We start from the raw sequence: 24221 nt of genomic DNA, 5'->3' as shown, positions 1-24221 counted from the left end.
TAGGATAATTGTGAGGCTTACGCGTAACCGTAGGTCATCAGGCGCTGATAACGACGGTTGAGCAGATCTTCTGTGCTCAGCACGTCCAGATCAGCCAGGTCTGCCAGCAGCTGCGCTTTCAGGGAAGCAGCCATCACTTCCGGCTTACGGTGCGCGCCACCCAGCGGTTCAGGGATAACGGTGTCGATCAGCTTCAGCTCTTTCAGACGTGGGGCAATGATGCCCATCGCTTCCGCAGCCAGCGGCGCTTTATCGGCACTTTTCCACAGAATGGAGGCACAGCCTTCCGGAGAGATAACGGAATAGGTGCTGTACTGCAGCATATTCACTTTATCGCCCACGCCAATTGCCAGCGCACCGCCGGAACCACCTTCACCGATAACGGTACAGATGACCGGCACTTTCAGGCGAGACATCTCACGCAGGTTGCGTGCGATGGCTTCAGACTGACCGCGCTCTTCTGCGCCAACACCCGGGTAAGCACCCGGTGTGTCGATGAAGGTGATGATTGGCATATTGAAACGCTCAGCCATCTCCATCAGACGCAGGGCCTTACGGTAGCCTTCTGGTGCTGGCATACCGAAGTTACGACGGATCTTCTCTTTGGTTTCACGGCCTTTCTGGTGACCAATGATCATCACCGGACGTCCATCAAGACGCGCGATACCGCCGACGATAGCTTTATCGTCGGCGTATGCGCGGTCGCCTGCCAGTTCGTCAAATTCGTCAAACGCCAGGCGGACATAATCCAGGGTGTACGGACGCTGTGGATGACGCGCCAGCTGGGCGATCTGCCATGCGCCGAGATCGGCAAAGATTTTGCGCGTCAGTTCTACGCTTTTTTCACGCAGACGATGCACTTCTTCGTCGATGTTAATATCCAGTTTTTCATCCTGACGGCTTACGGCTGTCAGAGAATCGATTTTCGCTTCCAGCTCTGCAATCGGCTGTTCGAAATCAAGGAAATTCAGACTCATAGTATTCCTGTATTAGTCAAACTCCAGTTCCACCTGCTCCGAACCAATGAGGCCACGGAGATCGTTCAGTAAACGATCGCTCGGAGAGACACGCCACGTTGCACCAAAGCGCAACCGCGCACGTGCATCCGCCCTCTGATAGTAGAGATGTACTGGAATGGTCCCCGAGCGGTGGGGTTCCAGAGACTGACGGAGTCGGTTTAAAAGCTGGTCATCAATTTGCCTGTCCGTCAGCGAGATAGCAAGCCCGCGAGCATATTTTTCCCGGGCTTCGTCAATGTCCATCACTTCGCGGGCGGTCATTTTAAGCCCCCCGCTGAAGTCATCAAAGCTGACCTGTCCGCTGACGATAAGTATGCGGTCTTTTTCCAGCAATTGCTGGTATTTATCCAGCGCGTCGGTGAACAACATCACCTCCAGACGCCCGGAACGGTCATCCAGGGTACAGATGCCGATACGATTGCCGCGCTTGGTGACCATTACCCTTGCAGCAATCACGAGCCCCGCAGCCGTGGTGATTTTACCACGTTCTGTCGGATGCATGTCTTTAAGCCTGTGGCCGCCGACATAGCGCTCAATTTCTTTCAGATACTGGTTGATCGGGTGTCCCGTCAGGTACAGGCCTAACGTCTCACGCTCCCCATCCAGCACCACCTGTTCTGGCCAGGGCTGGCAGTTGGAATACGACTGCTCGATCTGCTCTGGCTCTTCCGCCAGCACGCCGAACATATCCGCCTGGCCAATGGCTTCCGCTTTAGCATGCTGATCGGCCGCTTTCAGCGCATCGCCGAGCGAGTTCATCAGCGCGGCGCGGTGTGGCCCCAGCCGGTCAAACGCACCGGACATGATCAGTTTTTCCAGCACGCGGCGGTTCAGTTTTTTGGTATCGGTGCGGGCGCACAGGTCGAACAGCTCGCGGAAATAGCCGCCGTTGTTACGCGCTTCGATGATCGCCTCGATCGGCCCCTCACCCACGCCCTTGATCGCGCCGATCCCATAGACGATTTCCCCGTCATCGTTGACGTGGAAATGGTACAGGCCAGAGTTAATATCCGGCGGCAGGATCTTCAGCCCCATGCGCCAGCACTCGTCCACCAGGCCAACCACCTTTTCGGTGTTGTCCATATCGGCGGTCATTACCGCCGCCATAAACTCAGCGGGATAGTGGGCCTTGAGCCACAGCGTTTGATACGACACCAAAGCATAAGCGGCGGAGTGGGATTTGTTAAATCCGTACCCGGCGAATTTCTCCACCAGGTCGAAGATTTTCATCGCCAGTTCGCCATCGACGCCGTTTTTCTTCGCCCCATCTTCAAAGATAGAACGCTGCTTGGCCATCTCTTCCGGCTTTTTCTTACCCATCGCACGACGCAACATATCTGCGCCGCCAAGGGTGTAACCAGAAAGCACCTGGGCGATCTGCATGACCTGTTCCTGATACAGGATGATGCCGTAGGTTGGCTCCAGTACCGGCTTCAGGCTTTCATGCTGCCACTGCACATCCGGATAGGAAATCTCTTCGCGCCCGTGCTTACGGTCGATAAAGTTATCTACCATCCCCGACTGCAACGGGCCCGGACGGAACAGAGCCACCAGCGCGATCATATCTTCGAAGCAGTCTGGTTGCAGACGCTTAATCAAATCTTTCATGCCGCGGGATTCAAGCTGGAAGACGGCTGTCGTCTCGGAGCGTTGCAGCATGTCGAAACTTTTCTTGTCATCAAGCGGGATAGCCGCGATATCCAGCGGCGGCTCGCCGTTCTTCTCACGGCGGGCGTTGATCATCTCCAGCGCCCAGTTGATGATGGTCAGCGTACGCAAACCAAGGAAGTCGAACTTCACAAGCCCGGCGTATTCAACGTCGTTCTTGTCGAACTGGGTGACCGGATGCTGGCCCGCTTCATCGCAGTACAGCGGCGCGAAGTCGGTGATTTTGGTCGGGGCAATAACCACGCCCCCCGCATGCTTACCGGCGTTACGCGTGACGCCCTCCAGCTTGCGCGCCATGTCGATCAGCGCTTTCACCTCTTCGTCGGCTTCGTAGATTTCCGGCAGCTGAGGTTCAGCTTCAAAGGCTTTCGCCAGGGTCATGCCCGGATCGGGCGGCACCAGCTTAGAGATTCGATCGACAAAACCGTAGGGGTGGCCCAGAACGCGGCCCACGTCGCGGATAACCGCTTTCGCCGCCATCGTACCGAAGGTAATGATCTGTGAAACCGCATCACGACCGTACATATCGGCCACGTGCTCAATCACCTGGTCGCGTTTTTCCATGCAGAAGTCGACGTCGAAGTCGGGCATGGAGACACGTTCCGGGTTAAGGAAACGTTCGAACAGCAGGTCGAATTCCAGCGGATCGAGGTCGGTGATTTTCAGCGCATACGCCACCAGCGAGCCGGCACCTGAACCACGGCCCGGGCCAACCGGTACGCCGTTATCCTTCGACCACTGGATGAACTCCATTACGATCAGGAAGTAGCCAGGGAACCCCATCTGATTGATTACCTGGAGTTCAATATCCAGACGCTCGTCATATTCAGGACGCTTCTCTTTACGGACCGCTTCATCCGGGAAGAGGAATTCCAGACGCTCTTCAAGGCCCTCTTTCGATTTCATGACCAGGAAATCTTCCGTGGTCATGTCGCCCGTCGGGAACTGCGGCAGGAAATATTCGCCGAGACGCACGGTGACGTTGCAGCGCTTGGCAATCTCTACGCTGTTTTCCAGCGCTTCCGGGATGTCGGAGAAGAGCTCACACATTTCCTCTTCGCTGCGCATGTACTGCTGCGATGAGTAGTTGCGAGGACGTTTCGGATCGTCGAGGGTGAAGCCGTCGTGGATAGCGACGCGAATTTCATGCGCGTCAAAATCGCCCGGCTCAAGAAAGCGCACATCGTTGGTGGCTACCACAGGCAGGCCACGCGCTTCCGCCAGGGCGACGGCCGCATGCAGATAGCTCTCTTCATCCGCACGCCCGGTACGGATTAGCTCCAGGTAATAGCGATCCGGGAAATACTCTTCGTAGAACGAGACGCACTGATCCACCAGCACGTTGTTCCCGCGCAGCAGACATTTGCCGACATCACCCATACGGCCACCGGAGATCAGCAGCAGACCTTCGTTCAGCTCCGCCAGCCAGTCGCGGTCAATCCATGGACCCAGCGCGCCGTAGCCGCGCTGGTAGGCTTTTGAGATCAGCAGAGTGAGGTTCTGATAGCCCGTGTTATTCATGGCTAACACGGAAATTTGCGTCATCTCATCGCCGAGCAGGTCGCTCTGCACGTGGAAATCCGCGCCGACGATGGGCTTTAATCCTGCGCCATGCGCCGTTCCGTAGAACTTCACCAGGCCACACAGGTTGGTAAAATCGGTGATCGCCAGCGCAGGCATGCCAAGCGAGGCCGCCTTCTTTACCAGCGGCCCGGTCTTTGCCAGCCCATCGATCATGGAGTAGTCGCTATGCACCCGCAGGTGTACGAAACGTGGTTCAGCCATCTTCAGATCCCGCGTTACTTAATTGCTTGCGTCTTGATTCAGGACACCAGTCCCAGCGCGCGTTTCACCGGGCCAAAGCTGCGCCGATGATGTTCAGTTGCGCCATGTTCAGCCAGCTTTTCCAGATGGAAAGCCGTTGGATATCCCTTGTGCTGGGCGAAACCATACACGGGATAAGTGAGGTCCAGCGCGGCCATTTCGGCATCGCGCGTCACTTTGGCAATGATTGACGCCGCACTGATTTCCGCGACGCGGCTATCGCCTTTAACAACAGCCATTGAAGGCATCGGCAGCGCCGGGCAACGGTTACCGTCGATCAGCACATACTCAGGCACAATCTTCAGGCCAGCAACGGCACGCTGCATCGCCAGCATGGTGGCGTGCAGAATGTTCAGATCGTCGATCTCATCCGGCTCTGCGCGCCCGAGACTCCAGGCCAGCGCCTTCTCTTTAATTTCATCGAACAGCGCCAGGCGGCGCTTTTCGCTCAGTTTTTTCGAGTCGTTCAGGCCAGGGATTGGGCGGGCTGGATCGAGGATCACCGCCGCGGTCACAACGGCACCCACTAACGGACCACGACCGACTTCATCCACACCGGCAACGAGGTGGGTATGGGGATAAATAAATTCCATCATTGTGCTAACTCCAGCACCGCATCGGCCGCCTGCTCATCAGCATTACAGCGGATCAGTTGATGCAGTTCACGGAAAGTATCATGCATCTGGTGGCTGGTTTTACCGTTGGCCAGCAGCGGCAGTAATGCATCAGCCAGTGCCTGCGGCTGGCATTCATCCTGCAAGAGTTCTTTCACCAGCTCGCGACCTGCAAGCAGGTTTGGCAGGGATACGTAGTCTGTTTTTACCAGACGTTTTGCCAGCCAGAAGGTAAACGGTTTCATGCGATAACCGACCACCATTGGGCATTTTGCCAGCATACACTCCAGCGCAGCCGTGCCGGAAGCCAGCAGTGCGGCATCGCTCGCAAACATAGCTTGCCGCCCTTTCCCGTCCAGCAGGCGGACGTGAAGATCCGGGGCAACCTCGGCTTTGATACGCTCAAACTGCTCGCGGCGTTTGGCATTCACCAGCGGCACGACCACTTCAAGGTCTGGGTACGTCTTGCGGAGAATTTGCGCCGTTTTCAGGAAATCGGCACTTAGCATTTCAACTTCCGCACCCCGGCTCCCTGGCAGCAGCGCCAGACAGTGCACATCATGCGGGATGCCCAGTTCGTCACGCGCCGCATTTTTATCAGGGTCCAGCGGCATGGCATCCGCCATGGTATGACCGATAAAACGGCACGGGACATTAAACCTGTCGTAAAACGCTTTTTCGAAAGGCAGAAAAGCCAGCACCAGATTGGTCGACCGTCCGATTTTGAAAACGCGTTTCTGTCGCCACGCCCACACGGACGGGCTGACGTAATGGATAGTTTTGATCCCCTGCTTTTTCAGGTTCCCTTCAAGGGTAATATTGAAATCAGGTGCATCAATGCCGACAAAGACATCGGGCTTGAGGTCGGTAAAGCGGCGGGTAAGATCGGCGCGAATATGCAGCAGGCGACGCAGGCGGCCCAGCACCTCGACGATGCCCATCACAGCCAGCTCTTCCATTTCATACCAGGCTTCACAGCCTTCGGCCTGCATCAGCGGCCCAGCCACGCCCACAAAGCGGGCATTAGGTACACGGGCTTTAAGCGCGCGGATAAGACCTGCACCTAGAATATCGCCGGAGGTTTCTCCGGCGACCAGGGCGATAGTAAGCGGACGACTGTCGACCATTAACGAATCAGACCACGGGTTGAACGTTCAAAGAATTCCATGAACGTTTTCACTTCAGGGTGCTTATTCGCCAGCTCGGCAATTTCCGGCTTCGCCTCTTCCAGCGTTTTACCGCTACGGTACAGCAATTTGTACGCGTTGCGGATCGCGGTAATCGCTTCGCGGCTAAAGCCACGACGCTTAAGGCCTTCAATGTTCACGCCAAACGGCGTGGCATGGTTGCCCTGCGCAATCACAAACGGTGGGACGTCCTGCGCCACACCGGAGCACCCGCCGACCATCACGTGTGCACCGATGATGCAGAACTGATGGACTGCGGTCATGCCGCCAATAATTGCGAAATCATCGACCGATACGTGCCCCGCCAGCGTTGCGTTGTTGGCGAGAATACAGCGGCTACCCACGGTACAGTCGTGCGCAATATGCGCATTAACCATAAACAGGTTGTCGCTGCCCACCTTCGTCAATCCACCGCCTTGCGTTGTACCACGATGAATGGTGACGCTTTCGCGAATGCGGTTACGATCGCCGATTTCCACGCGGGTCGGTTCGCCAGCATACTTAAGATCCTGGTTAACTTCGCCGATGGAGGCGAACTGATAGATCTCATTGTTGCAGCCAATGGTGGTATGACCATTCACGACAACATGAGATTTCAGTACTGTACCCTCACCAATTTCGACATGGGGTCCAACAATACAAAACGGGCCAATGTGGACGTTTGCGCCAATGATGGCACCCGTTTCCACAATGGCGGTAGGATGAATAAAGGCGGATTTATCAATCACGTATCAGGCCTCCCGGCTACGCGCACACATCATTGTCGCTTCGCAAACAACTTTGCCGTCAACCATAGCTACGCCTTTGAAGCGAGTCAGGCCGCGACGCGTTTTTTCAAAAGTGACTTCCATGATCATTTGATCACCAGGCACGACCGGACGCTTGAAGCGCGCTTCATCGATACCCGCGAAGTAATAGAGTTCACCCGGCTCCAGTTTACCTACGCTTTTAAACGCCAGAATACCGGTAGCCTGTGCCATCGCTTCCAGGATCAACACACCCGGGAAGATAGGTTTACCAGGGAAGTGCCCCTGGAAGAATGGCTCGTTAACGGAGACATTTTTCACTGCGCGCAGAAAACGACCTTCTTCAAAATCCAGCACACGGTCTACCAGTAAAAACGGGTAGCGGTGCGGCAGAAGTTCTAAAATCTCTTCAATATGCAGAGTATGAGTGTCAGTAGTCAAAATACTCTTCCTGTCAAATGTACTAAGTAGCAATAATAACACGGCCTGCCGGTTTATAAACAAAGCCGACAGGCCGGGAAATTTAGCGTTAAACGGATGAACGCTTAGTCTTGTTGATCGATTTTGCGCTCAATCGCTTTGAGTCGCTTGCTCATATCATCAATATTCATCACCAGTGCAGCTGTTTTACGCCATACCTTGTTCGGTTGCAGCGGGATACCGGAGGAATAAACGCCGGGCTCAGTGATAGGACGCATCACCATACCCATCCCCGTCACCGTGACTTTGTCGCATATTTCCATATGGCCATTGATCACGCTGGCACCGCCTATCATGCAGTAACGGCCTATTTTCAGGCTGCCTGCCATGATAACACCACCCGCAACTGCGGTATTGTCGCCAATCACAACGTTATGTGCAATCTGGCACTGGTTGTCTATGATAACACCGTTACCAATAATGGTGTCGTCAAGTGCACCACGGTCAATGGTTGTGCAAGCGCCGATCTCAACGCGATCGCCGATAATCACGCGACCCAGCTGCGGGATCTTAACCCAGTTACCCCGATCGTTGGCGTAACCGAATCCGTCAGAACCAATCACCGTGCTGGACTGTACGAGGCAATTCTCGCCAATCTCAACCTCATGGTAGACAGAAACATTGGCCCACAGACGAGTCCCTGCGCCAATTTTCGTATTTTTTCCAACAAAGCAGCCTGGCCCAATCACCACGTTATCACCCAGCACAACGCCGGATTCGATAACGGCGTTTGCGCCGACTGCCACGTTGTTACCCAGCTGAGCCGTTGGATCAATCGCAGCGCTGGCTGCAATGTTCTGCGCCGGCTGCGGCGTGGTATCAAGAATTTGGGCCATGCGTGCATAGATCAGGTAGGGATTTTTCACTACCAGTGCAGCGTTAGTGGCAAACGGAAGATCGTCCTGCGTCAGAACAACGGCAGACGCCTGGCACTGAGCCAGGTGTTCACGGTACTTAGGGCTTACCATGAAGGTAATAGTGCCTGCTTTAGCAGATTGCATGGACGCAACAGCGGTGATGACGATATCGCCATCACCGTGTAATTCTGCATCCAACTGCTGAGCTAAATCAGCCAGTCGAATTGAAGGCATTACTTATTTAACCTGTTTCAGAACATCAGCGGTGATGTCTTTAACATCGCTGCTGTTGAATGCAACGGCGTTCGCATCAACAACCAGATCGATGCTCTGATCGGCTGCTACTGCTTTAACGGCAGACTGAATACGCGTCACCAGCTTGCCACGCTCTTCGTTAGAACGACGCTGACGATCCTGCTCGAAAGCCTGCGCTTTCTGAGAGAAGGTCTGGCGCTGAGACATGACGTCTTTTTCCAGTTTGCTGCGCTCGCTCGCTTTCATGGTAGAACCATCACGCTGTAAACGCTGCATCTTGGACTGAAGATCACCTTCCATACGTTGCAGTTCGCTCGCACGGCCTTTGAATTCGTTTTCCAGCGTTGCAGAAACGCCCGTTTTCTGTGCAACCTGCTGGAACAAATTACCCATGTTGACGATTGCAATTTTGTCCGCTGCCTGAGCAGAAGTTGCCATCGCTAAACCGAGACCTGCAGCTAATAACCACTTTTTCACAATTAACTCCTTACCATCCCATTGGCACCCGAGGGGTGCCGTTCTTTGCGTGGCAAGGCGACCGTTTTACCGATCGCCGGTTGTCAGCGCTACACTGCCAACGCATTCCATTGCAGCGGATTATTACCAGGTTTTACCAATGTTAAACTGGAACTGCTCCGCTTTGTCTCCATCGTATTTCTTGAACGGCTGGGCGTAGGAGAAGACCAACGGCCCCAGCGGTGACATCCATTGTAATGCGATACCTGCGGACATGCGAATGTTGCCCGGATCGCTGTAGTCCGGAACGCCCGCTGCACGCATCTGGGCGGTATTCTCCCAGTTGGTATCCCACACCGTACCTGCATCCATAAAGAAGGAGGTACGGACAGAGTTCGCGTACTTATCACTGATAAACGGCGTCGGCGTGATGAACTCGAGGCTCGCCACGGCCATGGCGTTACCGCCTACCGCATCATCAGAGCTACAGACTTGTTTTGAATCGCGGCTTGCGCAGTTATCTTCGTCATTACCGCCGTAGTAAACCGCTTTCGGACCAATGTTATTGGACTGGAAGCCACGAACGGTGCTTGAACCACCGGCGTAGAAGTTCTCATAGAACGGCAGCTCTTTGCTTCCGATACCGTCACCATAGCCCCAGCGGGTACGACCCAGTACGACCCACTTGTGGTCGTCATCAATTGGGAAGTAGGACGCCGTATCCAGCGTGACCTTGTAGAACTCGTTATCCGAGCCCGGGATCGTCACCTTACCGTTCAGGTTAACGCGTGAACCTTCCGTCGGGAAGTAGCCACGGTCAAGACGGTTGTAGGTCCAACCGTAGTTGAAGGTGAAGTCATCCGCGGCGAAACCGTTGTCATCGCTGGACGTACTTGCAGACTGACCGATGGAGTCCAGGTAACGCCACATCGCCACCTGCGGTTGCATGTTAGACAGGTCGTTATGCACGTACCCTAAACCTGCACGCAGGGTGTTGTATTCGTTAACCGGGAAGCCGAGCGTACCATCCAGACCGTAACTCTTGTTGGTATACGAGGAGAGGTCCGCGTCGTCCGCTTTAAAGTCGTTATAGAAGATACGACCACCCAGGCTTACACCGTCCACGGTGAAGTATGGGTTGGTAACGGAGAACTCAGAGTAGGTCTGGTAGTCGTTTTTCGTCCCGTTGATACCGACAGAGTAACCCGTACCCAGCCAGTTATCCTGCTGAACGCCGACCTGGAAGCTCACGCCACTTTCAGTACCGTAACCAATACCGAAGTTGAAACTACCGGTATTACGTTCTTTAACTTTATAAACAACATCCACCTGATCCGGACGACCTGGTACACGCTGAGTATCGGTATCGACCGTTTCGAAGTAGCCCAGACGGTTCAGACGCTCTTTACCCTGGTCGACCAGATCGCTTCCCAGCCATGCCCCTTCCATCTGGCGCATTTCACGGCGCAGAACGGAGTCTTTAGAGGTATCGTTACCTTCGAAGCGGATTTTACGCACGTAGAAACGGTTGCCCGCATCAACGTTAACGTGAAGCTTAACAGTCTTATCCGCGTCGTTAATTTCCGGCTGCGTTTGCACACGCGGATACGCATAACCATAACGGCCGAGCAGCTTCTTAATGCTGTCTTCCATTTTGGTGACTTTAGATCCGCTATAAAGATCGCCCGGCTGAATTTTGGTCAGAGATTCAATTTCAGCAGAATGTCCTGCCAGGTTGCCGCTGACTTCAACACCTGAAAGCGTGTATTTATCGCCTTCTGTGATGTTAACGGTAATGTAGATACCTTTCTTGTCCGGAGTCAGACTCACCTGAGTTGAATCGATGTTGAAACGGGCGTAACCGCGATCCAGATAGTAGCTGCGCAGGGTTTCAAGGTCACCCGCCAGTTTCTGTTTCTGGTATTTACGATCGCCTACCACGTTCCACCACGGCACTTCGTCACGCAGTTGGAAGTTGGAGATCAATTCGTCGGTGCTGAACGCGTGGTTACCCACAATGTTGATCTGCTGGATCTTCGCAGAAACACCTTCCTGGAAGACCAGTTTCAGGTCAACACGGTTACGTGGCAGCGGTGTAACAACCGCTTTAACGCTCGCGCTGTATTTACCGACGCTGTAATAGAAATCTTCCAGACCTTTTTCAATGTCTGCAAGGGTTGTGCGGTCCAGAGATTCCCCCACACGAACACCCGATGCCTCAAGGTTCTGCTTGAGCATGTCATCTTTCACCGACTTGTTGCCGGAGAAAGTGATGCTGGCAATCGTTGGACGTTCTTTTACCTGAACCACCAGCGTATCACCATCGCGCAGGACGCGGACGTCCTCAAAGTTGCCAGTGGCAAACAGAGCACGGATGGTGTTACTGATATCTTCATCATTAACCGTATCGCCGGGGCGCACAGGCATACTGAGGAGGGCCGCACCAACGGCGACACGCTGAAGGCCTTCGAAATGAATATCTTTCACTACGAACCCGTCAGCACCGTATACGGTCGCGCTGCTAAACAGCAGCGACGCTATGAGCAACTTTTTCATCGCCATCGTTATTATGCGTTCTTCCTAACTAACTCTCTTACAACCGAGAGAAATCATTGAAAAGTGCAAGCCCCATTAACAGCACCAGCAAAATCGAGCCAATGCGATAACTAAAGTCTTGAACTCGCTCGGATACCGGTCCGCCTTTTAGCTTTTCAATCGCTAAAAACAGCAGATGGCCCCCATCTAATACGGGAAGCGGGAACAGGTTGATTATCCCCAGGTTCACGCTAATCAGCGCAAGGAACATGAGATAGTAAATCACCCCGAACTCCGCTGACATCCCAGCCCCCTGAGCAATCGAAATTGGCCCACTGAGGTTGTTCAGTTTCACATCACCGGTTATCAATTTCCCCAACATGTTGACCGTAAGCTTCATCAGCTGCCATGTTTTATCCGTGGCCTCAACGATGGCGCTAAACGGCCCATACTGGCGTATTGTCTTGTACTCATCTGGCAGTGGGATCACTTTCGGCACAACGCCGGCAAACCCTTCTGCCTTACCGCCGCCCGATTTGGTATCCGGGGTGAGGGTCAGTGAGAGCGAACTCCCCTGCCTTTCCACTTCCAGCGCGAGCGGCTTGCCTGGATTATCGCGCACCAGAGTAACAAAGGTCATCCATTGTGTTAATGGCTGACCATCGACTTTAACGATCCTGTCACCCGCTTGTAAACCTGCTTTACTCGCTGCCGAATTAGACTGTACTTCGGCTAACACCGGCTCGATCTGCGCGCTGCGCGGGCGAATCCCCAATGTAGCGACTGGATCCTCTTTGTCTGGCTCAAAGCGCCAGTGGCGTAAATCCAGCACTTTTTCCTGCCGCTGGTCGGAACCAAAAGGCGATACGCTGACGGTTGTCTGCTCATCACCGATTTTCGCAACCAGTTGTAACCTCACGGCATCCCAATCAGGGGTTTCGATACCATCAATCGCTTTAAGTTCCATTCCCGGTGTAATTTGCGCCGTTGCCGCAATGGAACCCGTGGTGATTTCACCCACAACCGGGCGTACGCCAGGCACGCCGATAATAAACACCAGCCAGTAGGCGAAGATAGCGAAGATGAAATTGGCTACCGGTCCGGCAGCGATGATGGCAGCACGTTGGCCAACAGTTTTATTGTTGAACGCGCTATGTCGAAGTTCCGGGGCGACAGGCTCAACGCGTTCGTCGAGCATTTTGACATAGCCGCCCAGGGGGATCAGAGCAATGACAAACTCGGTGCCATGCTTATCGGTGCGCTTCCAGAGCGATTTGCCAAAGCCAATCGAGAATCGCTCTACCCGCACACCACAGCGCCGGGCAACCCAGAAATGGCCAAATTCATGCACGGTAATCAGTACACCCAATGCAACAATGAACGCCGCCAGATTCCAGAGAATGCTCAGCATAAAACCTTCCGTTATATCGTCCCAAACACCAGTAAAAGCAGGCAAGCAAATACGGGAACAGCCGCGGTAAGGCTGTCAATGCGATCCAGTATTCCGCCATGTCCTGGAATCAGGTGACCACTGTCCTTAATCCCTGCTTCACGCTTAAACATGCTCTCGGTTAAATCACCCAGTACCGATGCCAGCGCCGCGAAAATCGAACATACCAGCAGCGTGGAGGGGGCAACCTCAAGATTCGCCCAGACGCCATAGCCCCAGGAGATAATCGCTGCCGTAAACAGGCCGCCGATGAAGCCTTGCCAGGTTTTGCCCGGAGAAACCTTTGGCGCCAGTTTATGTTTGCCAAACAGTTTACCAAACATATAGGCTCCGGAGTCAGCCCCCCAGACGAGAATCATCACATAAAGCAGCCATATTGCGCCGCTGTAGTGGTTTTCGTCATAGTGCCAGGCGCGCAGCGCAACCATACCCCAGAAGAACGGAACAATCGTGAGCAGACCAAAAATAAGGCGCAACACTTTAGAGTTACGCCAGATCGCCGCAGAGCCCGGGTAGAAAAGCACTAAAACAAGCGCAGCAATCCACCAGGCCAGCGATATCCATAAGGATCCGGCAACCAGCGGCTGGTGAACATCGTGATGATATTCAGGCAAGGTATACAGCATCAGGGCCAGTAAAAAACCACAGAGTACCGCCAGCCATACCCGCTGAGTGCGCGAGGTAAAGCCGCTAAGCTGCCCCCATTCCCACGCGGCGAGCATACACACCACCAACGTAACAATAGCGAATCCCACCGGAGGCAGTAAAAACAGCGCTGCGATAACGACGGGTATTAATACAAAAGCGGAAATCAGGCGATACTTCAGCAAAAGCTACCCCCATCAGGCGTTATCGCCACCAGGCTCGGTGCCGCCGAAACGACGCTCTCGATTGGCAAAGGCATGCAGCGCACCTTCAAAGTCTTGTTCATCAAAATCTGGCCAAAGAACATCCGTAAAGTAAAGTTCAGCGTAGGCAATTTGCCACAGCAAAAAGTTACTTATGCGATGCTCCCCCCCTGTCCTTATAACCAAATCCACGGGAGCCAGTTCATTCATGCAGATTTGCTGACTCAGCGCCTCTTCATCAATCTGGTCGGGTCTTAACAGCCCTTCCTGAACCTGCTCAGCCAAATGCCGAACCCCCTGGATAATATCCCAGCGTCCACCGTAATTCGCCGCGATATTGAGCGTCAGGCCGGTATTATTTTCCGTCAGCGCTTCAGCTTTGCGAATCCGTTCCTGCAAACGTGAGTTAAAACGACTGGTTTCGCCAATAATACGCAAGCGGACGTTGTGGCGGTGCAGGCTTTTTACTTCACTATCGAGCGCCCACACGAACAGTTCCATCAACGCAGTCACTTCTTGCGCAGGTCGATTCCAGTTTTCACTGCTAAAAGCATAGAGCGTTAACGCATCAATGCCGTTATTGGCGGCAAAAGAAACGGCGCGGCGAACAGATTTCGCCCCGGCTTTATGCCCAAAGGCTCGTATCTTCCCTTGTCTTTTCGCCCAGCGGCCATTGCCATCCATGATGATTGCAACATGGCGACAGCCATGTGCTGGCAAGTTTTCGCTTATTGGTTGATTCGCAGACAACATAACGCGTTTTTAGTCCCTGAAAGGATTTAACGGTACACAGGAATACTGAAGCCTATACATAAAAAAGCCGTGTCATACCACGGCTTACCTGACCACTTAAAACCAAATACCTGCGATCAGGTGGCGCAGACTATATCACTGAAGCCCAACGCTAACAAATAGCACGACGACTAGTGCTTGCTTTATCACCAGCTTGCGAGACGTGTCACCTGTTTACGCGCAACAATACGTGCCTGTTCATCCACGGCCAGCACCTCTTCCACACTCTGCGGCTCACGCAAATCCATCATCTCCAGCACGGATAAATTCAACGCGGCGATATCAGTAAAGCGGATCTGCTGATTCAGGAATGCTTCAACGGTCACTTCATTGGCTGCATTAAGCGCCGTTGTCGCCGCCTGCCCCTGATCGAAGGCCGTCATCGCCAGTTTCAGGCAGGGATAACGGTCGTAATCAGGCTCGCTAAACGTCAGTGAACTCAGCTTGCAAAAATCGAGAGGCTTAACGCCCGATTTTACGCGGTTTGGCCACGCCATCGTATGAGCAATAGGCGTACGCATATCCGGCTCGCCCAACTGGGCCAGCACGCTGCCGTCCTGATAGCGCACCATCGAGTGAATCACCGACTGCGGGTGGATCAGCACTTCCATCTGTTTCGCCGACGCATTGAACAGCCAGCGAGCTTCAATGTATTCCAGACCTTTATTCATCATGGTGGCCGAATCGACGGAGATCTTACGCCCCATTGACCAATTCGGATGACGACACGCCTGATCCGGCGTCATTGCGCTCAATTCAGACAGTGGCGTTTCACGGAACGGGCCACCAGACCCGGTAAGCAGAATCGACACAACGCCATTCTGCTCCAGGTCAGCGTACCCCAGGTTTTGTTGAAAAGGTTGGGGTAAACTCTGAAAAATCGCGTTGTGCTCGCTATCGACCGGCAAAAGACGCGCCCCACGCTGTTTTACCGCCTCCATAAAGAGGCGTCCGCAGGTGACCAGCGACTCTTTATTTGCAAGCAGAACATCTTTTCCCGCATCAATAGCGGCAAGCGTCGGCAGAAGACCCGCCGCCCCGACGATTGCCGCCATTACCTGATCAACTTCATCAAGCGAGGCCATATCGCAAGCCGCCTGTTGCCCGCTGAGCACTTCGGTACGACAGCCCTTCTCCTGCAACAGCGCTTTCACCTGGCGGGCGCTCTCTTCATCATCCATCACCGCAAAACGAGGGGTAAACTCCATGCACTGTTCGACCATTCGCTGCACGTTCTTTCCGGCCACAAGTGCGGTCACGGTGTAGCTGTCGGGATTATGACGTACGACGTCGAGAGTGCTGCAACCGATAGAGCCGGTCGAGCCGAGGAGAGTGAGATGCTTCATGAGATGCCCAAAAGTTAGACCAGATAAAAGCAAAACGCCGCCAGCAAGACTCAATGTCCTTCTGAACGGCGTTTATCAGTGTATAGCGAAAATCAGAACTGCATCAGTTCCGCTTCTTTTTCTGCCAGCGCCGCATCAATTTTCTTGATCGCCGCGTCGGTCATTTTCTGAATGTCGTCCTGAGAACGACGATCGTCATCTTCGCTGATCTCTTTTTCTTTCAGCAGGGCTTTCACTTTATCGTTCGCATCGCGACGCACGTTACGCACGGAAACGCGACCCTGCTCTGCTTCACCGCGAACGACTTTGATCAGATCTTTACGACGCTCTTCCGTCAGCGGAGGCAGTGGAACGCGAATATCCGCGCCCGCTGAGCTTGGGTTCAGACCCAGGTCAGATGCCATGATCGCTTTTTCAACGGCCGGGCTCATTGAGCGATCGAACACGTTGATTTTCAGGGTACGGGTATCTTCTACCGTCACGCTCGCCAGCTGACGCAGTGGCGTAGGCGTACCGTAGTATTCTACGATGATGCCATCCAGCAGGCTTGGGGAAGCACGGCCAGTACGGATTTTGCTGATTTGGTTTTTGAACGCTTCTACGCATTTGTCCATGCGTACTTCAGCATCTTTTCTGATGTCGTTAATCACGATACGAATCCTTGAAAACTTGTCTCAGGCAGACTATCCGCCAGCACAGCGCTACAGGTGTGCTAAGTATAGTCGCGTTTAATTCATGACAGCGCCAAAGGCGCGTCCAGGTAAGATACCACTACAAAGTAAAGCGGAATCTTACCTGTATTTATCGCCGACGGAAATTATTCCGTGATCAAAGTGCCTTCTTTTTCGCCCATCACGACGCGACGCAGCGCGCCAGGTTTGTTCATGTTGAAAACACGGATCGGCAGTTTATGGTCGCGAGCCAGCGTGAAGGCGGCAAGATCCATCACTTTCAGCTCTTTATCCAGCACTTCGCTGTAGCTCAGCTGATCGTACATGGTCGCTGAAGGATCTTTTGCCGGGTCGGCAGTAAACACGCCATCTACTTTGGTCGCTTTCAGCACCACATCGGCTTCGATTTCGATACCGCGCAGGCAGGCTGCGGAATCGGTGGTAAAGAACGGGTTACCCGTACCGGCGGAGAGGATCACCACGCGGTTGTTGCGCAGCAGGCTGATAGCCTCTGCCCAGCTGTAGTTATCGCATACGCCATTCAAAGGAATAGCGGACATCAGGCGAGCGTTCACATAGGCGCGATGAAGCGCATCACGCATCGCCAGGCCATTCATCACGGTTGCCAGCATCCCCATGTGGTCGCCCACTACGCGGTTCATCCCCGCTTTCGCCAGACCAGCACCACGGAAAAGGTTGCCACCGCCAATGACCACGCCAACCTGAATACCCAGTTCGACCAGTTCTTTGATTTCCTGTGCCATGCGATCAAGGATGCTTGCGTCAATACCGAAGCCTTCCGATCCTTGCAGCGCTTCGCCACTCAGCTTAAGCAGAATGCGTTTGTACACGGGTTTTGCATTGGTAGCCATGTTTCTTTCCTGAGACTGTCAACGATTAAGATGGGGTTAATTCTGGCGACATGATATGTCGCAAATCAGCACAGCGATACTGGAGCCTGTCTGATTTCGTGAGACGGGTGACAAAAAGAAGCCGCCCTCAGGCGGCTCCTTTTCAATCATTAAGACTGCTTGGACATGGCAGCAACTTCTGCTGCGAAGTCAGTCTCAACTTTCTCGATGCCTTCGCCCACTTCGAAGCGGATGAAGCCAGTCACGTCAGCGTTGTGCTCTTTCAGCAGCTGAGCAACAGACTTGCTTGGATCCATTACGAAAGGCTGGCCAGTCAGAGAAACTTCGCCGGTGAATTTCTTCATGCGGCCTTCAACCATTTTCTCTGCGATTTCTTTTGGCTTACCAGACTGCATCGCGATGTCCAGCTGAACCTGGTACTCTTTCTCTACCACTTCAGCAGACACGTCTTCTGGCTTAACGAATTCTGGTTTGCTTGCAGCGATGTGCATTGCCAGCTGTTTAACCAGCTCTTCGTCAGCGCCTTTAGCCGCAACCAGAACACCGATACGCGCGCCGTGCTGGTAAGAGCCCAGAACATCGCCTTCCAGGGAAGATACGCGACGGATGTTGATGTTCTCACCGATTTTAGCAACCAGCGCAACACGCTCTTCTTCGAACTGTGCTTTCAGCACTTCAACGTCAGTGATTTTGCCTGCAACCGCTGCGTCCAGAACTTTGTTAGCAAATGCCTGGAAACCAGCATCTTTAGCAACGAAGTCAGTCTGGCAGTTAACTTCCAGAATGATGCCGTAGTTGCCGTCGATTTTGGTGATGATCACGCCGTCAGCAGCAACGTTGCCTGCTTTCTTAGCTGCTTTGATCGCACCGGATTTACGCATGTTTTCGATTGCCAGCTCGATGTCGCCGTTCGCTTCGGTCAGCGCTTTTTTGCAATCCATCATGCCTGCGCCAGTACGCTCACGCAGCTCTTTTACCAGGGATGCGGTAATTTCAGCCATTCTTAAATCCTCGGGAGATGTGAACTGCCCGGCCGGGAGCCAAACAGTATAAATTGAAAAAAGGGGCCGATAATGGGCCCCTATTCATACACGGTACTAATAAGGGGTAAAACCTTATTATTCAGCTTCTACGAAGCTTTCTTCCGCCTGAGAAGCCAGATCCTGGGAACGGCCTTCACGAACGGTAGCAGCTACAGCGCTCAGGTACAGGCTAACAGCACGGATTGCGTCGTCGTTACCCGGGATAACGAAGTCAACACCGTCCGGATCGGAGTTGGTATCAACGATAGCGAATACCGGGATACCCAGGTTGTTAGCTTCTTTGATTGCGATGTGCTCGTGGTCTGCATCGATTACGAACAGCGCGTCTGGCAGGCCGCCCATATCTTTGATACCGCCCAGGCTGTTTTCCAGCTTGTCCAGTTCACGAGTGCGCATCAGCGCTTCTTTCTTAGTCAGCTTATCGAAAGTACCGTCCTGAGACTGGGTTTCCAGATCTTTCAGGCGCTTGATGGACTGACGAACAGTTTTCCAGTTGGTCAGCATGCCGCCCAACCAGCGATGGTTCACGAAGAACTGGTCGCAGCTGTTAGCAGCATCTTTCACAGCTTCGCTTGCAGCGCGCTTAGTACCAACGAACAGAATCTTACCTTTACGGGAAGAGATCTTGCTCAGCTCAGCCAGGGCTTCGTTGAACATTGGTACAGTCTTCTCAAGGTTGATGATGTGAACTTTGTTACGTGCGCCGAAGATGAAAGGCTTCATTTTCGGGTTCCAGTAACGGGTCTGGTGACCGAAGTGAACACCAGCCTTGAGCATGTCGCGCATGGAAACAGTTGCCATGTTTAAAACCTCTATATTGAAAGTTGGGGTTATGCCTCCACGTATCCCATATTACCGACCCCGAAGGGCACCCCGGAATATGTGCCGATACGTGTGTGTTGTTACACAAAGTGAGATTTGTCGCTCCCGTCCAGCCTGTGTATCTGAGATGGATCGGAAGTCCGGCGCGCTTTATATCACAAAACACGGCCAGAAACCAATAATTGTTGGCGGAGTGTGCTGTTAATGATTCTCAATTTGGCACGGGGTGCGCCTGACTGATACCATTGACAACACTTACACTAGTATTGTCGAAAAAATCGACACCGATGGACAGATTACATGGCTATCTCTATTAAGACACCTGAAGAAATTGAAAAGATGCGCGTCGCCGGTCGTCTGGCCGCTGACGTGCTGGAAATGATCGAACCGTTTGTGAAACCGGGCGTCAGCACTGGCGAACTGGATCGCATCTGTAACGACTATATCGTCAACGAGCAGCACGCGGTCTCCGCCTGCCTTGGCTATCACGGTTTTCCAAAATCCGTCTGCATCTCTATTAATGAAGTGGTTTGCCACGGCATTCCGGATGACGAGAAGCTGCTGAAAGATGGCGACATCGTCAACATCGACGTGACCGTCATTAAAGACGACTACCACGGTGACACCTCTAAGATGTTCATCGTTGGCAAGCCAACGATTCTGGGCGAGCGCCTGTGTAAAGTCACCCAGGACAGCCTCTACCTGGCGCTGAAAATGGTGAAGCCAGGCATCCGCCTGCGCACCATCGGCGCCGCAATCCAGAAGTTTGTGGAAGCGGAAGGTTTCTCCGTGGTGCGTGAATATTGCGGTCACGGTATTGGTCGTGTGTTCCATGAAGAACCGCAAGTTCTGCACTATGATGCAGACGACGGTGGCATAGTGCTGCAAAAGGGCATGACCTTCACTATTGAGCCAATGGTCAACGCGGGCGATTACCGCATCCGTACCATGAAAGATGGCTGGACGGTAAAAACCAAAGACAGAAGCTTGTCTGCCCAGTACGAGCATACTATTGTGGTTACAGACAACGGCTGCGAAATTATGACGTTGCGCAAGGATGACACCATCCCGGCGATACTGACGAACATTGAGTGATAAGAAGCCGGCGAATGCCGGCTTTTTTAATGGCGATAGCTTTTTCTTATGGGTGGCGCACGATGAGTAATCTCTTACCCGAACAGTATGCTAACACAGCACTTCCCACCCTCCCCGACCAGCCTGATAACCCGGGCGTCTGGCCACCGCATGAGCTGACCTGCGCACATATCAAATCCCATATGGCGGTTTTCCATCGCTGGCTGGGTAGCGCATTTGATGCAGGCGTCTCAGCCGAACAGCTCATTGAAGCGCGCACCGAATTTATCGACCAGCTCCTGCAACGTCTGTGGATCGACTACGGTTTCGGGCAGGTGAGCGACGTCGCGCTGGTTGCTGTCGGCGGATATGGCCGGGGTGAACTGCATCCGCTCTCTGATATCGACCTGCTAATCTTAAGCCGTAAAAAACTGCCGGACGATCGGGCGCAGAAAATCGGTGAGCTGTTGACCCTGCTCTGGGACGTGAAGCTGGAAGTGGGTCACAGCGTGCGCACGCTGGAAGAGTGTCTGCTGGAAGGGTTATCTGACCTGACCGTCGCTACCAATTTAATTGAAACCCGCCTGCTGATTGGCGACGTGGCGCTGTTCCTCGAACTGCAAAAGCACATCTTTAGCGACGGCTTCTGGCCTTCAGAAAAATTCTTCGCCGCGAAAGTCGAAGAACAAAACCAGCGCCACCAGCGCTATCACGGCACCAGCTATAATCTCGAACCGGATATTAAAAGCAGCCCCGGTGGCCTGCGCGATATCCACACGCTGCAATGGGTCGCCCGTCGCCATTTTGGGGCCACCTCGCTGGACGAAATGGTCGGTTTTGGTTTTCTGACCGAAGCCGAACGTAACGAACTCAACGAGTGCCTGCATCTGCTCTGGCGCATCCGTTTTGCGCTGCACCTGGAGGTCACCCGCTACGATAACCGCCTGCTGTTTGACCGGCAGCTTAGCGTGGCGCAGCGCCTGAATTACCAGGGCGAGGGCAACGAGCCGGTCGAGCAAATGATGAAGGATTTCTTCCGCGTCACTCGCCGCGTCTCTGAGCTGAACCAGATGCTGTTACAGCTGTTCGATGAGGCGATCCTCGCGCTGACGGCAGACGAAAAACCGCGTCCGATTGATGACGAATTTCAGCTGCGCGGCACGCTGATCGATCTTCGCGACGAAACGCTGTTCATCCGCGAGCCGGAAGCGATCCTGCGAATGTTCTATACCATGGTGCGCAACAGCACGATCACCGGGATCTACTCCACCACCCTTCGCCATTTACGCCATGCGCGGCGTCATCTGAAGCAGCCGCTGTGTTACATCCCGGAGGCGCGCTCGCTATTCCTGAGCATGCTTCGTCATCCGGGCGCCGTCAGCCGCGGTCTGCTGCCGATGCACCGACACAGCGTATTGTGGGCCTATATGCCACAGTGGTCGCATATTGTCGGGCAGATGCAGTTCGACCTGTTTCACGCCTATACGGTGGATGAGCACACGATCCGCGTCATGCTGAAGCTGGAAAGTTTTGCCAGAGAAGAGACGCGATCCCGCCATCCGCTGTGCGTTGATTTGTGGCCGCGCCTCTCTCACCCCGAACTGATCCTGATCGCCGCCCTGTTCCATGATATCGCCAAAGGTCGCGGCGGCGACCACTCCGTACTCGGTGCCCAGGACGTGCTGAAATTTGCCGAGCTGCACGGCCTGAACTCACGTGAGACGCAGCTTATTGCCTGGCTGGTTCGCCATCATCTGCTGATGTCGGTTACCGCTCAGCGTCGTGATATTCAGGATCCGGAAGTGATCAAGCAGTTCGCCGAGGAAGTGCAAACGGAGAACCGCCTGCGCTACCTGGTCTGCCTGACGGTAGCCGATATCTGCGCTACCAACGAAACCCTGTGGAACAGCTGGAAGCAGAGCCTGCTGCGCGAACTGTATTTCGCCACCGAAAAACAGCTGCGTCGCGGGATGCAGAACACCCCGGATATGCGCGAGCGCGTGCGCCACCACCAGTTGCAGGCGCTTGCCCTGCTGCGCATGGATAACATCAACGAAGAGGCGCTGCATCAGATTTGGGCGCGCTGTCGCGCCAACTACTTTGTACGCCACAGCCCAAACCAGCTTGCCTGGCACGCCCGGCATCTGCTGAAGCACGATCTGACGAAACCGATGATTCTGCTTAGCCCGCAGGCCACGCGCGGCGGGACGGAGATCTTTATCTGGAGCCCGGACCGGCCTTATTTGTTTGCGGCGGTCTGCGCCGAACTGGACAGGCGTAACCTGAGCGTTCACGACGCGCAGATTTTTACCACCCGCGACGGCATGGCGATGGACACCTTTATTGTACTGGAGCCGGATGGCAGCCCGCTGTCGTCGGACAGGCATGAGGGGATACGCTTTGGCCTCGAGCAGGCGATTACGCAGCGCAGCTGGCAACCTCCGCAGCCGCGACGTCAGCCAGCAAAACTGCGCCACTTTACCGTCGATACCGAGGTCAATTTCCTGCCGACCCATACCGACCGTAAATCGTTCCTTGAGTTGATTGCGCTCGACCAGCCAGGGCTGCTCGCCCGCGTCGGCCAGGTATTTGCCGATCTGGGAATTTCGCTTCACGGCGCCCGAATTACAACCATTGGCGAACGAGTAGAAGATTTATTTATAATCGCGACGGCCGACCGGCGTGCCCTTAATAATGACCTGCAACTTGAAGTGCAACAACGGTTGACAGCAGCCCTCAATCCAAACGATAAAGGGTGACGTGTTTTTTAGTGAAATGGAAAGAGTAAACAATGCAGCAGTTACAGAACGTTATTGAGTCCGCTTTTGAGCGTCGCGCCGACATCACTCCGGCAAATGTGGATACCGTGACCCGTGAAGCGGTAAACCAGGTTATTTCCCTGCTGGATTCCGGCGCGCTGCGCGTGGCAGAAAAAATCGACGGTCAGTGGGTTACTCATCAATGGCTGAAGAAAGCTGTGCTGCTCTCTTTCCGTATCAACGATAACCAGGTTATCGACGGAGCAGAAAGCCGCTACTTCGATAAAGTGCCAATGAAATTTGCGGATTACGACGAAGCGCGCTTCCAGAAAGAGGGCTTCCGCGTAGTACCACCGGCAGCCGTTCGTCAGGGGGCATTCATCGCACGCAACACCGTGCTGATGCCATCCTACGTGAATATCGGCGCCTACGTTGACGAAGGCACCATGGTGGACACCTGGGCTACAGTCGGCTCCTGCGCGCAGATCGGTAAAAATGTTCACCTGTCCGGCGGCGTCGGCATTGGTGGCGTTCTGGAGCCACTTCAGGCTAACCCAACCATCATCGAAGACAACTGCTTCATCGGCGCACGTTCCGAAGTGGTTGAAGGCGTGATCGTCGAAGAAGGTTCTGTGATCTCCATGGGCGTGTACATTGGCCAGAGCACCCGTATTTACGATCGCGAAACCGGTGAAATTCACTACGGCCGCGTTCCAGCCGGTTCCGTTGTGGTTTCCGGCAACCTGCCGTCTAAAGATGGCAAATACAGCCTGTACTGCGCGGTCATCGTGAAAAAAGTGGATGCGAAAACGCGCGGTAAAGTGGGCATCAATGAACTGCTGCGCACCATCGATTAATCGGGTATAACAAAAAGCGGGGGCAACCCCGCTTTTTTTATATCCG

General features: G+C 53.9%; 20 protein-coding genes. 3 read left to right on the top strand and 17 right to left on the bottom strand.

The window, feature by feature from the left end; all coding sequences use genetic code 11:
• Positions 1-17: 17 nt before the first annotated feature.
• The 17 genes from accA to rpsB form a co-directional block, all read right to left on the bottom strand.
• Positions 18-977 carry an acetyl-CoA carboxylase carboxyl transferase subunit alpha gene (gene accA / locus ACQG11_RS13780; protein WP_003856154.1) on the bottom strand — a complete coding sequence of 320 codons (960 nt, stop codon included), beginning with the start codon at positions 975-977 and terminating at the stop codon, positions 18-20.
• 12 nt (positions 978-989) lie between these two features.
• Positions 990-4472, bottom strand: coding sequence for a DNA polymerase III subunit alpha (gene dnaE / locus ACQG11_RS13775; RefSeq protein WP_023305469.1), 3483 nt, complete (start codon positions 4470-4472; stop codon positions 990-992).
• Between the two features lie 38 nt (positions 4473-4510).
• Complete coding sequence (gene rnhB / locus ACQG11_RS13770) at positions 4511-5107, bottom strand: ribonuclease HII (protein ID WP_180243829.1); 597 nt, start codon at positions 5105-5107, stop codon at positions 4511-4513.
• Positions 5104-6252 (bottom strand): lipid-A-disaccharide synthase, encoded by a 1149-nt coding sequence (lpxB, locus tag ACQG11_RS13765; protein ID WP_023305467.1) that lies wholly within the window; start codon positions 6250-6252, stop codon positions 5104-5106. Before lpxB ends, rnhB begins: the two co-directional genes overlap by 4 nt.
• Positions 6252-7040: an acyl-ACP--UDP-N-acetylglucosamine O-acyltransferase gene (gene lpxA, locus ACQG11_RS13760; RefSeq protein ID WP_003856164.1), complete on the bottom strand. Its 789-nt coding sequence runs from the start codon at positions 7038-7040 to the stop codon at positions 6252-6254. The genes lpxB and lpxA overlap by 1 nt, the downstream gene beginning before the upstream one ends.
• Before the next feature lie 3 nt (positions 7041-7043).
• Entirely contained in the window at positions 7044-7499 is a 456-nt protein-coding gene (gene fabZ / locus ACQG11_RS13755; protein ID WP_003856165.1) for a 3-hydroxyacyl-ACP dehydratase FabZ, read from the bottom strand.
• Between the two features lie 104 nt (positions 7500-7603).
• A complete protein-coding gene (lpxD, locus tag ACQG11_RS13750) occupies positions 7604-8629 on the bottom strand; it encodes a UDP-3-O-(3-hydroxymyristoyl)glucosamine N-acyltransferase (RefSeq protein WP_426728436.1) in 1026 nt (341 codons plus the stop codon).
• Positions 8630-8632: 3 nt separating this feature from the next.
• The gene (gene skp, locus ACQG11_RS13745) at positions 8633-9127 is read right to left on the bottom strand and encodes a molecular chaperone Skp (RefSeq protein WP_006810039.1); all 495 of its coding nucleotides are present in this window, start codon (positions 9125-9127) and stop codon (positions 8633-8635) included.
• Between the two features lie 123 nt (positions 9128-9250).
• Positions 9251-11668, bottom strand: coding sequence for an outer membrane protein assembly factor BamA (gene bamA / locus ACQG11_RS13740; RefSeq protein ID WP_022647109.1), 2418 nt, complete (start codon positions 11666-11668; stop codon positions 9251-9253).
• A gap of 31 nt (positions 11669-11699) precedes the next feature.
• Positions 11700-13052, bottom strand: a complete 1353-nt coding sequence (rseP, locus tag ACQG11_RS13735; RefSeq protein WP_022647108.1) for a sigma E protease regulator RseP — start codon at positions 13050-13052, stop codon at positions 11700-11702.
• 11 nt (positions 13053-13063) lie between these two features.
• Positions 13064-13921: a phosphatidate cytidylyltransferase gene (gene cdsA, locus ACQG11_RS13730; protein WP_003856175.1), complete on the bottom strand. Its 858-nt coding sequence runs from the start codon at positions 13919-13921 to the stop codon at positions 13064-13066.
• Positions 13922-13933: 12 nt separating this feature from the next.
• On the bottom strand, positions 13934-14692 hold the full coding sequence (gene ispU, locus ACQG11_RS13725) for a (2E,6E)-farnesyl-diphosphate-specific ditrans,polycis-undecaprenyl-diphosphate synthase (RefSeq protein WP_003856176.1): 759 nt from the start codon (positions 14690-14692) through the stop codon (positions 13934-13936).
• A 185-nt stretch (positions 14693-14877) separates the two neighbouring features.
• Entirely contained in the window at positions 14878-16077 is a 1200-nt protein-coding gene (gene ispC / locus ACQG11_RS13720) for a 1-deoxy-D-xylulose-5-phosphate reductoisomerase (RefSeq protein ID WP_023299367.1), read from the bottom strand.
• 92 nt (positions 16078-16169) lie between these two features.
• The gene (gene frr, locus ACQG11_RS13715) at positions 16170-16727 is read right to left on the bottom strand and encodes a ribosome recycling factor (protein WP_003856180.1); all 558 of its coding nucleotides are present in this window, start codon (positions 16725-16727) and stop codon (positions 16170-16172) included.
• 167 nt (positions 16728-16894) lie between these two features.
• On the bottom strand, positions 16895-17620 hold the full coding sequence (gene pyrH, locus ACQG11_RS13710; protein WP_008501910.1) for a UMP kinase: 726 nt from the start codon (positions 17618-17620) through the stop codon (positions 16895-16897).
• 149 nt (positions 17621-17769) lie between these two features.
• Positions 17770-18621, bottom strand: a complete 852-nt coding sequence (gene tsf, locus ACQG11_RS13705) for a translation elongation factor Ts (protein ID WP_015572722.1) — start codon at positions 18619-18621, stop codon at positions 17770-17772.
• A 117-nt stretch (positions 18622-18738) separates the two neighbouring features.
• A complete protein-coding gene (gene rpsB, locus ACQG11_RS13700; RefSeq protein ID WP_022647105.1) occupies positions 18739-19464 on the bottom strand; it encodes a 30S ribosomal protein S2 in 726 nt (241 codons plus the stop codon).
• Positions 19465-19785: 321 nt separating this feature from the next.
• Here rpsB and map point away from each other — a divergent pair, with 321 nt between their 5' ends.
• From map to dapD, 3 genes are all read left to right on the top strand, one after another.
• Positions 19786-20580, top strand: a complete 795-nt coding sequence (gene map / locus ACQG11_RS13695; RefSeq protein WP_426728435.1) for a type I methionyl aminopeptidase — start codon at positions 19786-19788, stop codon at positions 20578-20580.
• 62 nt (positions 20581-20642) lie between these two features.
• The gene (gene glnD, locus ACQG11_RS13690; RefSeq protein ID WP_032676702.1) at positions 20643-23318 is read left to right on the top strand and encodes a bifunctional uridylyltransferase/uridylyl-removing protein GlnD; all 2676 of its coding nucleotides are present in this window, start codon (positions 20643-20645) and stop codon (positions 23316-23318) included.
• A 32-nt stretch (positions 23319-23350) separates the two neighbouring features.
• Positions 23351-24175, top strand: coding sequence for a 2,3,4,5-tetrahydropyridine-2,6-dicarboxylate N-succinyltransferase (gene dapD / locus ACQG11_RS13685; RefSeq protein WP_003856214.1), 825 nt, complete (start codon positions 23351-23353; stop codon positions 24173-24175).
• The last annotated feature ends 46 nt before the right edge of the window (positions 24176-24221 follow it).

It is taken from the genome of Enterobacter cloacae complex sp. 372C4, from assembly GCF_050030615.1.
Classification (GTDB): Bacteria; Pseudomonadota; Gammaproteobacteria; order Enterobacterales; family Enterobacteriaceae; genus Enterobacter; species Enterobacter intestinihominis.
The sequence above is the reverse complement of the archived record's forward strand: the minus strand, read 5'-3'. Positions and strand labels throughout refer to the sequence as shown.

Coding starts and splice junctions, on each gene's coding strand:
- accA (WP_003856154.1), bottom strand. CDS start 977: ATGAGTCTGAATTTCCTTGATTTCGAACAGCCGATTGCAGAGCTGGAA.
- dnaE (WP_023305469.1), bottom strand. CDS start 4,472: ATGGCTGAACCACGTTTCGTACACCTGCGGGTGCATAGCGACTACTCC.
- rnhB (WP_180243829.1), bottom strand. CDS start 5,107: ATGATGGAATTTATTTATCCCCATACCCACCTCGTTGCCGGTGTGGAT.
- lpxB (WP_023305467.1), bottom strand. CDS start 6,252: ATGGTCGACAGTCGTCCGCTTACTATCGCCCTGGTCGCCGGAGAAACC.
- lpxD (WP_426728436.1), bottom strand. CDS start 8,629: ATGCCTTCAATTCGACTGGCTGATTTAGCTCAGCAGTTGGATGCAGAA.
- bamA (WP_022647109.1), bottom strand. CDS start 11,668: ATGGCGATGAAAAAGTTGCTCATAGCGTCGCTGCTGTTTAGCAGCGCG.
- rseP (WP_022647108.1), bottom strand. CDS start 13,052: ATGCTGAGCATTCTCTGGAATCTGGCGGCGTTCATTGTTGCATTGGGT.
- ispU (WP_003856176.1), bottom strand. CDS start 14,692: ATGTTGTCTGCGAATCAACCAATAAGCGAAAACTTGCCAGCACATGGC.
- ispC (WP_023299367.1), bottom strand. CDS start 16,077: ATGAAGCATCTCACTCTCCTCGGCTCGACCGGCTCTATCGGTTGCAGC.
- pyrH (WP_008501910.1), bottom strand. CDS start 17,620: ATGGCTACCAATGCAAAACCCGTGTACAAACGCATTCTGCTTAAGCTG.
- tsf (WP_015572722.1), bottom strand. CDS start 18,621: ATGGCTGAAATTACCGCATCCCTGGTAAAAGAGCTGCGTGAGCGTACT.
- rpsB (WP_022647105.1), bottom strand. CDS start 19,464: ATGGCAACTGTTTCCATGCGCGACATGCTCAAGGCTGGTGTTCACTTC.
- map (WP_426728435.1), top strand. CDS start 19,786: ATGGCTATCTCTATTAAGACACCTGAAGAAATTGAAAAGATGCGCGTC.
- glnD (WP_032676702.1), top strand. CDS start 20,643: ATGAGTAATCTCTTACCCGAACAGTATGCTAACACAGCACTTCCCACC.
- dapD (WP_003856214.1), top strand. CDS start 23,351: ATGCAGCAGTTACAGAACGTTATTGAGTCCGCTTTTGAGCGTCGCGCC.